This is a genomic window from Microbacterium sp. LKL04 (genome assembly GCF_900102005.1).
Taxonomy (GTDB): Bacteria; Actinomycetota; Actinomycetes; order Actinomycetales; family Microbacteriaceae; genus Microbacterium.
The window spans coordinates 1235506-1248521 of the sequence record NZ_LT627736.1; the positions used below are offsets into that span (position 1 = coordinate 1235506).

Sequence of the window (13016 nt, forward strand, 5' to 3'; positions counted from 1 at the left end):
GTCTCCGCTCAACATTCCACGACGCTGACCGCGAGGCCGCCGAGCGCCGTCTCCTTGTACTTGCTGCTCATGTCCCGCCCCGTCTCGCGCATGGTCACGATGACCTCGTCGAGCGAGACGCGGTGGGTGCCGTCGCCCCACAGCGCCATCTTGGCGGCGTTGATCGCCTTGGCCGCGGCGATCGCGTTGCGTTCGATGCACGGGATCTGGACGAGACCGCCGATCGGGTCGCACGTGAGGCCGAGGTTGTGCTCCATCGCGATCTCGGCGGCGTTCTCAACCTGTCGCGGTGTTCCGCCGAGCACCTCGGCGAGCCCCGCTGCCGCCATCGAGGATGCCGAGCCGACCTCGCCCTGACAGCCGACCTCGGCGCCCGAGATCGAGGCGCGGGCCTTGTAGAGGACGCCGATCGCGGCGGCGGTGAGCAGGAAGGGGATGACGACCGCCTCGCGAGATCGCCCCTTCGCCGCGTAATGGGTCGCGTAGTGCAGGACGGCGGGGATGATCCCCGCGGCGCCGTTCGTCGGTGCGGTCACGATCCGTCCGCCGGACGCATTCTCCTCGTTCACCGCGAGGGCGACGAAGTTCACCCACTCCTGCCACAGCGCGGGGTCCTCGCCCGTCGGGTCGTCGAGGCGAAGCCGGTTCCGCCAGGCGGGCGCGCGGCGCGGGACCCGCAGGCCGCCCGGCAGCATCCCCTCCCGCGCGGCGCCGGAGGCGACGCTCTCGCTCATGACGTCGGCGAGATGCAGGATGCCGGTCTCGATCTCGACCTCGTCGCGTGAGGCGAGCTCGTTGCGGCGCTGGATCTCGGCCATGGAGAGGCCTTCGCTGTCGCAATGGGCCAGGAGCTCGGCCGCCGTCTCGAAGGGGAACGGCACTGCGGTTGCCGTCGTCACCTGCGCCTGCTCGCCGTCGCGGACGATGAACCCACCGCCGGTCGAGTAGTACACGGCCTCGTCCAGCAGCAGCCCGTCGGCGTCCCACGCCTGCAGTCGCAGGCCGTTGGTGTGGCCGGGGAGGATCGTGAGGGGATGCAGGACGATGTCGTCCTCGCAGAGGGGCACATCCCCGGTACCGCCGAGGCGAACCCGACGCTCGTCAGCGATCGCCGCCGTCCGCTCCTCCACCTCGGCGGGCCGAACCTCCTCGGGCTCGAGCCCCTCCAACCCGAGGAGCACGGCCGTGAGCGTCCCGTGCCCGCGGCCGGTCGCCGCGAGCGAACCGTAGAGGTCGACCTGTACCCGGGCAGCACGTCGAGCGTCGATCCGCGACACGTAGTCCGCTGCGGCCCGCATCGGCCCCACCGTGTGCGAGCTGGAGGGCCCGATACCGACGGTGAACAGGTCGAAGACGCCGATGCTCGGGGTCATCGCGGTGAGCGAGCGGGTGGGTGTGACGGTGGGAACAACGGAACTCCTGACGGCGCAGCGGGATGCGGGTGAGTTCCTCCCCCTCTGTCATCGGCCTGAGAGATTTCACGGGCGGTGCCCGCTTGCCCCGTCGGCGGGCACCCGAAGGTGCCGCTTTTCAGAGTGACCATGTCGGCTCGGTACGGGGGCCTGAGAGATTCCGGGGAGGGATTGCTCCTTCGGCAGCCACGAGGGCTTCTCCCGAGCAGACGCGATGGTCCGGTGTGCGATTGTGAGCGCGAGCCTATCACCGGCCCCCGCAGCGCCGATACGGCCTCAGCGCGCGCATTTCCCGGACGACACGGTCGCCGCGTCGGCCGAGACCTCGAGCGCAGGCTGGAGTTCCTCCGTCGTCATGGCGTACCCGCGCGTCGCGTCGTCCTGCCCCCGCGCGAAGACGAGGCCGGTCACTTCGCCCTTCGCCGTCAGCAGCGGGCCACCGGAGTTGCCCGGGCGCACGTCCGCCTCGAGCGCGTAGATCTCACGGGGCTGCGAGCTGTCCTCGTAGATGTCCGACACGATCGCGTTCCCCACCGAGAGGACGTACGCCGAGGTGCTCGTGAAGGGTCCGCCGAGGGGGTAGCCCTGGACGGCGACCGGCGTGCCGGCCGCGACGTCGCCCACGATGGGCAGTGGCCGCGCGTCGAGACCGGCGACGCTGATCACGGCGATGTCATCGATCGGATCGAAGTAGACGACGCGTCCCTCCTCGGCATCCCGACCCGGGAGCTCGACGAGCGGGGTGTCGACGCCCGCCACGACGTGGGCGTTCGTGACGACGAGGTCGTTCGCGACGACGAACCCCGACCCGGTCAGCGACGCTCCGCAGGCGTACGCGTTGCCGCTGATGCGGGCGACGGATGCCGCGGCCCGCTCGAGCTGCGGATCGTCGAGCGACACCGGGGGCGCCGTGGGCTCGACCTCGGGTGCCAGCAGGTCGCCGACGCGCGGGATGCCCTCGTCGACGATGAAGCCGCGGAGCTCGGCGAGCGCGGAATCGACCGCGGGTGGGGTGATCGCGTCGATGGCGCCCAGCACGCGGGAGGACGCCACGGCGGGAGCGACCACCGGCATCCCGGACCCGACGATCGCACCGCTCGCGAGGAGGAGGACGATGGCGGCGGCGACCGTGTTCACGAGCCCGCCGAGGATCCGATCGAGGGGCGCGAGCTTCGCGCGGTCGACCCCACGGCGCAGGCGCGCGCCGACGGCGGTTCCGATCGAGGCGAGAATGACGACGATCCCGAGGGCGATGATCGCGAGGACGAGGCTGCGGTACTCCCAGCCGGCGAAGGTGGGCGCGATGACGGGCGTGAGCCAGACCGCGATCACCGCGCCGAGGATGATGCCGACGAGGGTCCCCGCCGTCGCGACGAGGCCGCGCAGCAGCCCGCCGAACAGTGCCGCGATGAGCACGAGCACGACGATGATGTCGACGACGAGCACGGCGGGCCTCCCTTGACGAGTCCGCCCGGGAGAGCCGGCGGTTCCTCGTGATCAGCGTAGGACGCGCCCCCTGGGAAGTCGGTTCGTGTTGCCGTTCTTGTCACCTTGACTCTAAGATCGGAGCAGCACTTAAGGTCATCATGACAAGAACACTGCCTTCCTCCCCCATCGGCGTCGCCGTGTCGACGGTCATCTTCCGCCTGCGGCGGGATGCCGACGATGCGCGCATAGAGCTGCCGCTCGTGCGTCGGACGCGCGACCCGCCTGAAGGCCAGTGGGCCCTGCCGGGCGGGTGGGTCGACCCTGCCGAGAACGTCGAGGCGACGGCATCCCGCACCCTCGCGGAGACCACCGGACTGGCACCGAGCTACCTCGAACAGCTGTACGCCTTCGGGGACGTCGGGCGCTCCCCCGGCCGCGTCGTGTCGATCGTCTACTGGGCGCTCGTGCGCGAGGACGTCACCGAAGCGACCCAACAGCACAACGTCGCCTGGTTCGACGCCACGGCCCTGCCGGAGCTGGCCTTCGACCATAACCACATCGTCGACTACGCCCTGTGGCGGCTGCGGAACAAGGTGGGCTACAGCCGCATCGCCCACGGCTTCCTCCCCGACCGCTTCACCCTCGCCGAACTCCGCGAGGTCTACGAGGCGATCCTCGGCCGGCGTCTCGACCCCGCGAACTTCCGCCGCCAGGTGGAGGGCTCGGGGACCCTCATCCCCACCGATGACTTCCGCACCGGCAGCCACCGGCCCGCCCGCCTCTACCGCTACAACCAGGACGTCGAGTTGGCCGAGCGCGGCCCGCTCCCACAGTGAAGGACCCGAACCGACATGAGCGCCACCCCCGTCACCCTGCAGCCCCGCCCGATCGATCCCCGTCCCATAGATCCCAGCGTCGATCACGAGATCCAGGCGATCGTCGCCGGCGAGACCACCGCCGAGACGTGCAACACCGACCTCGCCGCCGGACCCTGGACCTTCGACACCCGCCCCGGCTACGGACCCGGCTCGTCGATGGGCGACGTCATCCCCACGGGCGCGCCCCGACAGGGGCAGCTGCCCGCCGAGTACCGCGAGGCGGACGAGTCAGAGCTCGCCGCGCGCATCGTCGCGGCGAAACAGACCCTCGGCGAGCGCGTCGTCGTACTCGGGCACTTCTACCAGCGCGAAGAGGTCGTCACCCACGCGGACTACGTCGGTGACAGCTTCCAGCTCGCGAACGCCGCCCTCGAGCACCCCGACGCCGAGGCGATCGTCTTCTGCGGCGTGCACTTCATGGCCGAGACCGCCGATCTCCTCTCCCGCCCCGAACAGGCGGTCATCCTGCCCAACCTCGCCGCAGGCTGCTCGATGGCCGACATGGCCGACATCGACCAGGTCGAGGAGTGCTGGGAGCAGCTCGCCGATGTCTACGGCGACATGGACACTCCGGATGCCGAGGGGTTGCTCCCGGTCATCCCCGTGACGTACATGAACTCGTCCGCCGCGATCAAGGGCTTCGTCGGCCGCCACGGCGGGATCGTCTGCACCTCGTCGAATGCACGGACCGTCCTCGAGTGGGCCTTCGCCCGGGGACGTCGTGTGCTCTTCTTCCCCGATCAGCACCTCGGCCGCAACACGGCGAAGGCCATGGGCGTCCCCCTCGAGCAGATGCCGATGTGGAATCCGCGAAAAGCGCTCGGCGGATCGACCGAGAGCGAGCTCGCCGACGCCCGCGTGATCCTCTGGCACGGCTTCTGCTCGGTGCACCGCCGGTTCACGGTCGACCAGATCGCCGCCGCGCGGACGGATCACCCGGGCGTCCGGGTGATCGTGCACCCCGAATGCCCGATGGACGTCGTCGACGCGGCGGACGAAGCGGGCTCGACGGACGACATCCGGAAGGCCATCGCCGCGGCCACCGAGCCCACGACATTCGCGATCGGCACCGAGATCAACCTCGTCCAGCGTCTGGCGGCGCAGTTCCCGCAACACGAGATCTTCTGCCTCGACCCGGTCGTCTGCCCGTGCTCGACGATGTACCGGATCCACCCGGGCTACCTCGCCTGGATCCTCGAAGGGCTCGTCGCCGGCGAGGTGCGCAACCGCATCACGGTGCCGGCCGACGTCGCCCAGCCGGCGCGCGTCGCCCTCGAGCGGATGCTGGCGGCCAAGCCGTGACCAGCGTCGTCGTGGTCGGCTCGGGCATCGCCGGGTTGACCGCCGCACTCCACGCGGATGCCGGTGGCTCGACGGTCACGATCGTCACCAAGAGCGAGCTCGCCGAAGCCAACACACGGTACGCGCAGGGCGGCATCGCGGGCGCGCTCTCCCCCGACGACCGGACGATCGACCACGCGCACGACACCCTCGTCGCGGGGGCTGGACTCGCCGATCCGGGCGCCGTCGACGTCCTCGTCACGGAAGGTCCGGACCGCATCCGGGACCTCATCGCCGCCGGCGTGCAGTTCGATCGGGACGCTGACGGCACGCTCCGCGCGGGACTCGAGGGAGCGCACTCGTTCCCCCGCATCCTGCACGCCGGGGGCGATGCCACCGGTGCCGAGATCGAGCGCGCACTCGTCGAGCAGATCCGCCGGAGCGGCATCCGTGTCCTCGAGCACTGCTTCGTGACCGACCTGGTCCGCCGGGGCGGACGTGTCGTCGGTGTGGACATCCTCGGCGGCGAGCGCATCGAGGCGGACGCCGTCATCCTCGCGACGGGTGGCGCAGGCCGGCTGTTCGCCCACTCGACCAACCCCGCCGTGGCGACCGGTGACGGCATCGCCCTCGCCGCCAGGGCGGGCGCTGCCGTCCAGGACCTCGAGTTCGTGCAGTTCCACCCCACGGTGCTCGCCACGGGCGACGCGTTCCTCGTCTCGGAGGCCGTGCGCGGTGAGGGCGCGGTCCTCCGCGACGAGAGCGGACGCCGATTCGCCGTCGACGTCCACCCGGACGGCGAACTGGCGCCCCGCGACGTCGTCGCCCGCGCGATCACGGCCGCCATGGCGCGCCAGGGCGGACGACCCGTCCTCCTCGACGCCGCGGCGGTCCACAACCCCGACCCCGACGAGCGAGCACGGTTCCTCGCCGCCCGGTTCCCCACCATCGACGCCGCCGTCCGCTCGCGCGGGCTCGACTGGGCGCGCGAGCCGATCCCCGTCACACCGGCCGCCCACTACCTGATGGGCGGCGTGGTCACCGACCTCGATGGCCGCACCGACGTCCCGGGCCTGTACGCGGTCGGCGAGGTCGCGCGGACCGGAGTCCACGGGGCGAATCGTCTCGCGTCGAACTCCCTGCTCGAGGGCGCCGTCTTCGGCGCCCGTGCCGGTCATGCCGCGGCCACAGACGGTGCGGCGTGGCCCGTGCACGCCGGCGCCCCGACTGTCCGCGAGACGGCGGCCGACGGCATCCCGCACCCGCCCTTCAGCCGGCACGCACTGCAGGAGCTCATGTGGGCGGATGCCGGCGTGACGCGCGATGGCGACGGTCTTCGCCGTGCGGCACGCACCCTCGCCGCGTGGCGCGGCTCCGCCACGCCGCCGGTGACCCTGCCGGAGCACGAGGACGCGAACCTCCTGCTCGTCGCGGAGCTCATGGTCGCCGCCGCGCTCGCGCGGACCGGCTCGGTGGGTTCCCACCAGCGCACGGACGATCCGGCCTCCGCCGATGCGCGCATCCGACCCGACCTGGAAGGGGCTGCGTGATGCTCTCACCCGCCGTCATCGAAGCGACTGTCCGCGCCGCCCTCCTCGAGGACGCTCCGTGGGGTGACATCACGAGCGAGGCGCTGATCCCGGCATCCGCCACCGCGACGGCCGAACTCGTTGCGCGCGAAGCCGGCGTGTTCAGCGGCGGAGCGGTGTTCTCCGCCGCGTTCGCCCTCACCGACGACCGCGTGGAGGCGGATCTGCGCGCGCCGGACGGAGCCCGCTTCGCACCGGGCGACGTCCTCGCCGTCGTGACGGGCCCCGCCCGCGCGATCCTGACGGCGGAGCGGATCGGCCTGAACTTCGTCCAGCGGATGTCAGGCATCGCGACCGTGACCGCCGCCTATGCGGACGCGGTGGCCGGGACGGGCGTGCGGATCGCCGACACCCGCAAGACGACGCCGGGCCTGCGCGCCTTCGAGCGTCACGCCGTCCGCAGCGGCGGCGGCGCCAACCACCGTCATTCGCTGTCGGATGCCGTGATGGCCAAGGACAACCACCTCGCCGTCCTCACCCGCTCGGGGCTGTCGGTCACCGAGGCGATCATCGACGCCAAGACACGCCTGCCCCACACCGCGCACATCGAGATCGAGGTCGACCGTCTCGACCAGATCGAGGCGGTGCTCGCCGCGGGCATCGGCACGATCATGCTCGACAACTTCACGCTCGCGGACCTCCGGACGGGTGTCGCGCAGGTGGCGGGACGGGCGACCGTCGAGGCATCCGGCGGGGTCTCCCTCGACACCGTCCGGGCGATCGCCGAGACCGGTGTCGATGTCATCTCGGTCGGCGCGCTGACGCATTCGGCGCGGGCGCTCGACCTGGGACTCGACGTCCGCATCGAGGCCTGAGGTGCTCTACCTCGACCACGCGGCGACCGGCCCCGTCCGTCCCGAGGTGCGGGAGACGATGCTCCCCTTCCTCGGCGAGCGCTACGGCAACCCGTCGAGCCACCACACGGTCGGCGAGGATGCCGCCGCCGCCCTCACCGACGCGCGTCGCCGGGTCGCAGCCGTCCTCGGGATGCGGCCGGGAGACGTGATCTTCACCTCCGGGGCGACCGAGGCGAACAATCTCGCGCTGAAGGGGGTCGCTGTCGCAGCACTCCTGCGCACCGGCCGGCCCGGACACCTCGTCACGAGCGCGATCGAGCACGAGTCGGTGCTCGCGTCGGCGGAGTTCCTGGAGCGCGTCCACGGGATGGCGGTGACCCGGCTGCGGGTCGACGCGGATGGGCTCGTCTCCGCCGACGACCTCGCGGCCTCCCTTCGGGAGGACACCGTGCTCGTCTCGCTCGGGTACGCGAACAACGAGATCGGGACGGTGCAGGATGCCGCCGCACTCGCGGCCGTCTCCACCGCGGCGCGCGTCCCGCTCCACCTCGACGCCGTCCAGGCAGCGGGGTGGCTGCCCCTGGCGGGGACCGGTGCGGAAGCCCTCTCGATCGCGGGCCACAAGATCGGAGCCCCGCAGGGGATCGGGGCCCTCGCGATCCGCGGACGCGTCCCCCTGGAACCGCTCCTCCACGGCGGCGGTCAGGAGCGCGATCGTCGCAGCGGCACGGAGAACGTCGCCGGCGCGGTGGGCCTCGCCGTCGCGCTCGAACTCGCCGAGGCGGAGCGACTCGACGCGACGGCGCGCGTCACAGCGGTGCGCGACGCGTTCGTCGCCCGCGTTCTCGCGCTGATCGCCGAGGCGCGGCTCACGGGTCACGCATCCCGCCGTCTGCCGGGGACGGCGAGCTTCACGTTCTCGGGCGTCAGCGGTGAAGCCGTCCTGCTCGAACTCGAACGACGCGGCGTCGTCTCCTCGAGCGGATCCGCCTGCGCAGCCGGCAGCGACGAACCCTCCCACGTGCTCCTGGCGCTCGGCATCGCACCCGAGGTCGCCCAAACGTCGGTCCGGTTCAGCTTCGGCCACCACGCGACGATCGACCCCGCCCCCCTCGCCGACGCCGTCGCCGCCTCGGTGGCGGCGGTACGATCGCGGTGATGAGCACCCCGACCGTCACCGTCATCGTTCCCGGACGCGACGTCGGCGCGTTCGCAGACGAGGCCCTCGCCTCCCTCCGCGGGCAGACGCACGAGGACTTCCGCGCGATCCTCGTCGACGACGCCTCACGCGATCGGACGGCCGAGGTGTTCGCCGCGGCGGCCGCCGCTGATCCTCGCTTCACGGTGGTGCGCCACGACGTCGCCCGCGGCCTGGGCGCCTCCCGGAACGAGGCGCTCGATCTCGTGGGCACCCCCTATGTCGGCTTCTTCGACGCCGACGACGTCATGCTGCCGGGAGGGCTCGCCACCCTCGTGGGCAGCCTCGAGGAATCCGGCAGCGACATCGCCGTCGGCGCCTACGTCCGATTGCGAGCGGATGCCTCGGGTCGCTACGCCCCCGGCATCGTCCAGCCCTGGGTCGCGGCATCCACCTCGCCCGCCCGGCGTCGCACGACCCTCGCCGAGCACCCGGACGTCTCGGGGAACATCGTCGCGTGGTCCAAGGTCAGCCGCATCGACCTGTGGCGTCGCGAGGGTCTGCGTTTCACCGAGGAGCGGGCGTACGAGGATCAGGTCGTCGCGCAGCAGCTCTATGCGGCGGCCGGAGCCATCGACGTGATCCCCGACGTCGTGGTGCACTGGCGCGAGCGAGCAGACGGCACCTCGATCACGCAGCGGCGCCACGCCGTCCCCGTCCTGCAGGACTACCTCGACGGTATGCGGGGAGGCCTCGCGGTCCTCGATGACGCGGGATTCGACGACGCCGCCCGCTCCCGCGTCCACCTCATCCTCGACATGGACGTCCCCGCCCTCGTGAGGGTCGCCGAGCACCACCCCGACGACACCTATCGGCAGCTTCTGGGTGCGTTCACGCGAGACCTCCTCGATCGCGCCGAGAACGAGGGCGTCGTCCTCGACGAGGCATCCGCTCCCCTGCTGGCCGCCGCACAGGCCTGGTGAGGATTCAGCCGGCGCCGTCGATACGCGCCGCCGCGACCTGCTGCGCCGCGAGTTCGGCGTAGAGACCGCCCGCCGCCAGCAGTTCCGTGTGCGTGCCCGACTCGACGATGCTCCCCGCCTCGACGACGTGGATGACGTCGGCGGCGATCACCGTCGAGAGCCGGTGTGCGATCGACAGCGTCGTCCGCCCCCGCGCGGCCTCGTCGATGGCCTCCTGCACGACCCGCTCCGAGACGGTGTCGAGCGCCGAGGTCGCCTCGTCGAGCAGCAGCACGGGCGGATCCTTCAGCAGTACGCGCGCGATCGCGATCCGCTGCTTCTCTCCGCCGGACAAGCGGTACCCCCGCTCGCCGACGACGGTGTCGTAGCCGTCCTCGAAGCCGGCGATGACGTGGTGGATGTTCGCCGCGACGCAGGCGGCCTCGATCTCGGCATCCGTCGCTTCGGGCTTCGCGTAGCGGAGGTTGTCGCGGATCGACGCGTGGAAGAGGTAGGTCTCCTGCGACACGATGCCGATCCGGTCGATGATCGATGCCTGCGAGAGCGAGCGCACATCGGCTCCGGCGAACAGCACGGTCCCCGCGGTCGGCTCGTAGAGGCGCGGCGCGAGGTACAGGATCGTGGTCTTTCCGGCGCCGGAGGGTCCCACGAAGGCGACGTGCTGCCCGGGCTCGGCCACGAAGGAGACGCCGTCGAGGGTCGCAGGGCTGTCGGGGCCGGCATCCGGGTATCGGAACGAAACGTCCCGGAACTCGATCCGCCCCACCGGGCCGGGGGCGTCCGCCACGTCGAGCGCGTCGGCGGCGTCGGCGATCGCGGGGCGCAGATCGAGGTACTCGAAGATGCGGGCGAACAGCGCGCGCGAGGTCTGCACGTCGAGCGCGACGCGCATCAGTCCCATGAGCGGCATGAGCAGCCGTGCTTGCACCGTCGTGAACGCGACGACCGCCCCCGCCGTGATGGGGACCGCGTCCCCCGTGATGAAGAACCCGGCGACGAGGTAGATGATCGCGGGGACTGACGACATGATGATCTGCACGACAGCGAAGAAGCCCTGACCGCTCATCGCCTGCCGCACCTGCAGACCGATCTGGGTCCGGTTCTCGGCGGCGTAGCGATCCGACTCGGCCCGCTGACGGTTGAAGGACTTCGACAGCAGGATGCCGGAGACGCTCAGGGTCTCCTGGGTGATGGCGCTGAGCTCCGACAGCGACTCCTGCGTCTGACCGGCGATACGGGCGCGCACCTGACCGACCCGTCGCTGCACGAGGATCAGCACGGGCATCATGACGACCGCGATGAGGGTGAGTCGCACGTCGATGAGGAGCATCGCCACCAGCGCGGAGATGACCGTGACGGTGTTCCCCAGGATGCTCGTGACGGTGTTGGTGAGGACGCCGGACACCCCGCCCACGTCGTTCTGCAACCGCGACTGGATGACGCCTGTCTTGGTCCGCGTGAAGAACCCGAGGTCCATCGCCTGCAGATGGGCGAACATCCGCACGCGCAGATCGCCCGTCACCCGGTTGCCGACCGTCGATGTCAGCCAGGTCTGCGCGATCCCGAGCGCCGCGCCGAGGACGAACAGCCCGATCATCGAGAGCACCAGGACACCCAGGAGCCCGAGCTGGGGAGGCGAGCCGTCGACCGGGAAGAGGGCGTCGTCGAAGATGCGCTGGACCAGCAGCGGCGGGATGACGCCGACCGCCGCGCCGAGGATCACGAGCGCCGCGGTGACGACCAGTCGGCGGCGGTACGGGCGGAAGAGGGCGACCACACGCCGGCCGAGATCCGGGATGCGGGGAGCCGACGCGTTCCGCTCCCGCTGCGTGTCTTCATCGATTCCGCGGAACCCTCCTCGGAAGCCTCCGGGTCCGCCCATGCTCATCTCGTCACCATAACCCCGCGCGATCCCCGCCGGCCCGGGGAATGAAGCGCAACCCGGATCCGTTAGGCTGAACGACTCGCGAGACGCGTGTGCCTGTCTCCGCCGCGCCGACCGCCCCTCCCACTCGAAGGACTCTCGTGCCCCTCTCGGACACTGCATCCACGCCCACCGCCGCTCCGGCGCCGACGAGGACGGGTCCGGTCATCGCACTTCTCGTCGTCGCCGCCTTCGTCGTCATCCTGAACGAGACGACCATGAGTGTCGCCCTGACCGACATCGTCGCCGACCTCGGCATCACCGTCGCCACCGGCCAGTGGCTGACGACCGGCTTCCTGCTGACGATGGCCGTGGTCATCCCGCTGACGGGGTACCTGCTGGAGCGGTTCACGCTGCGGACCGTCTTCTTCGCCGCCATGACCCTGTTCTCGGCCGGAACGCTGATCGCCGCCCTCGCACCGGGCTTCGAGTTCCTCCTCGCGGGCCGGATCGTGCAGGCCAGCGGCACGGCGATCATGATGCCGCTGCTGTTCACGACGGTCCTCAACATCGTGCCCCCGTCGCACCGCGGCCGGATGATGGGCACCATCACCGTCGTGATCGCCGTCGCACCGGCGATCGGCCCCACCGTCTCGGGCCTGATCCTCTCGACCCTGACCTGGCATGCGATCTTTTGGGTGATGCTGCCCATCTCCCTCATCGCGATCGCACTCGGCGCCGTGTGGGTGAAGAACGTCACCGAGACCCGCCCGGACGCGCGTTTCGACGTGCTGTCCGTCCCGCTGTCCGCCCTCGGTTTCGGCGGCCTCATCTACGGCTTCAGCGCGATCGGCGAGTCGGCGTCTGGGCACGCCCCGGTCCCGGTCGCGATCCCGCTGGCCGTCGGCGCACTGGCACTCGTGCTCTTCGTCCTCCGCCAGCTGCACCTGCAGAAGACCGACAGCGCACTGCTGGACCTCCGCACGTTCCAGACCCGGGCGTTCTCGCTCGCGGTCGTCCTCGTGGTCGTCGTGTTCGCCGCGCTGTTCGGCTCGATCGTCCTGCTGCCCATCTACCTCCAGCAGGTGCTGGGACTCGACGTCCTCGGCATCGGACTCATGCTGCTTCCCGGCGGGATCCTCATGGGAGCCATGGCGCCCTTCGTCGGCAACGCCTTCGACCGGGTGGGGCCGACTCCGCTCGTCATCCCGGGCATGATCATCGCCGCCGCAGCCCTGTGGGGAATGACCCTGTTCGACGCGAACACGGGCGTCCCCTTCGTGATCGCGGTACACCTGGCCCTCAACCTCGGGCTCGGTCTCACCTTCACGCCGCTGCTGACGTCGGCGCTCGGCTCGCTCCCCCGGCGCTACTACCCGTACGGCTCGGCGACGGTGGGAACCCTGCAGCAGGTCGCGGGCGCCGCCGGGACCGCGCTGTTCGTCACCATCATGACCGTGACGACGGCGGCCGGACTGGCCGACGGGCATACCGAGGTGCTGGCCAAGGCCGGCGGCGTACATGCCGCGTTCCTCGTCGGTGCGATCGTGGCGAGCGCCGCGGTCGTGCTCGCGCTGTTCGTCCGCAAGCCGGCCGAGGGGTCCGCGGACGAGGGAGCCCCACTCGCCCACTGATCAGTCGGCGCG

General features: G+C 71.1%; 10 protein-coding genes and 2 riboswitches. Of the genes, 7 read left to right on the plus strand and 3 right to left on the minus strand.

Going from position 1 to position 13016, the window contains the following annotated elements; genetic code table 11:
* Window positions 1-8: 8 nt before the first annotated feature.
* Window positions 9-1373 (minus strand): L-serine ammonia-lyase, encoded by a 1365-nt coding sequence (locus BLP38_RS06130; protein WP_091354507.1) that lies wholly within the window; start codon window positions 1371-1373, stop codon window positions 9-11.
* A 74-nt stretch (window positions 1374-1447) separates the two neighbouring features.
* Window positions 1448-1539, minus strand: a riboswitch (glycine riboswitch).
* Between the two features lies 1 nt (window position 1540).
* Window positions 1541-1626: riboswitch (glycine riboswitch) on the minus strand.
* Between the two features lie 62 nt (window positions 1627-1688).
* Window positions 1689-2858, minus strand: a complete 1170-nt coding sequence (locus tag BLP38_RS06135; protein ID WP_091354510.1) for a MarP family serine protease — start codon at window positions 2856-2858, stop codon at window positions 1689-1691.
* A gap of 140 nt (window positions 2859-2998) precedes the next feature.
* Here BLP38_RS06135 and BLP38_RS06140 point away from each other — a divergent pair, with 140 nt between their 5' ends.
* The 6 genes from BLP38_RS06140 to BLP38_RS06165 are packed head-to-tail and all read left to right on the plus strand — an operon-like array spanning window position 2999 to window position 9506.
* A complete protein-coding gene (locus BLP38_RS06140) occupies window positions 2999-3676 on the plus strand; it encodes an NUDIX hydrolase (RefSeq protein WP_172824663.1) in 678 nt (225 codons plus the stop codon).
* Between the two features lie 15 nt (window positions 3677-3691).
* Window positions 3692-5020 carry a quinolinate synthase NadA gene (gene nadA, locus BLP38_RS06145; RefSeq protein ID WP_091354516.1) on the plus strand — a complete coding sequence of 443 codons (1329 nt, stop codon included), beginning with the start codon at window positions 3692-3694 and terminating at the stop codon, window positions 5018-5020.
* Entirely contained in the window at window positions 5017-6549 is a 1533-nt protein-coding gene (gene nadB, locus BLP38_RS06150) for an L-aspartate oxidase (protein ID WP_091354519.1), read from the plus strand. The genes nadA and nadB overlap by 4 nt, the downstream gene beginning before the upstream one ends.
* Window positions 6549-7403 carry a carboxylating nicotinate-nucleotide diphosphorylase gene (nadC, locus tag BLP38_RS06155; protein WP_091354522.1) on the plus strand — a complete coding sequence of 285 codons (855 nt, stop codon included), beginning with the start codon at window positions 6549-6551 and terminating at the stop codon, window positions 7401-7403. The genes nadB and nadC overlap by 1 nt, the downstream gene beginning before the upstream one ends.
* Window position 7404: 1 nt before the next feature.
* Window positions 7405-8544 carry a cysteine desulfurase family protein gene (locus tag BLP38_RS06160; RefSeq protein WP_091354526.1) on the plus strand — a complete coding sequence of 380 codons (1140 nt, stop codon included), beginning with the start codon at window positions 7405-7407 and terminating at the stop codon, window positions 8542-8544.
* Window positions 8544-9506: a glycosyltransferase family 2 protein gene (locus BLP38_RS06165; protein ID WP_091354529.1), complete on the plus strand. Its 963-nt coding sequence runs from the start codon at window positions 8544-8546 to the stop codon at window positions 9504-9506. The genes BLP38_RS06160 and BLP38_RS06165 overlap by 1 nt, the downstream gene beginning before the upstream one ends.
* Before the next feature lie 4 nt (window positions 9507-9510).
* Here the strand turns inward: BLP38_RS06165 and BLP38_RS06170 are convergent, their stop codons facing one another.
* Complete coding sequence (locus tag BLP38_RS06170; RefSeq protein WP_091354533.1) at window positions 9511-11388, minus strand: ABC transporter ATP-binding protein; 1878 nt, start codon at window positions 11386-11388, stop codon at window positions 9511-9513.
* Window positions 11389-11531: 143 nt separating this feature from the next.
* On the opposite strand from BLP38_RS06170, the gene BLP38_RS06175 reads away from it, so the two are divergent.
* Window positions 11532-13004, plus strand: a complete 1473-nt coding sequence (locus BLP38_RS06175; protein ID WP_091354537.1) for an MDR family MFS transporter — start codon at window positions 11532-11534, stop codon at window positions 13002-13004.
* The last annotated feature ends 12 nt before the right edge of the window (window positions 13005-13016 follow it).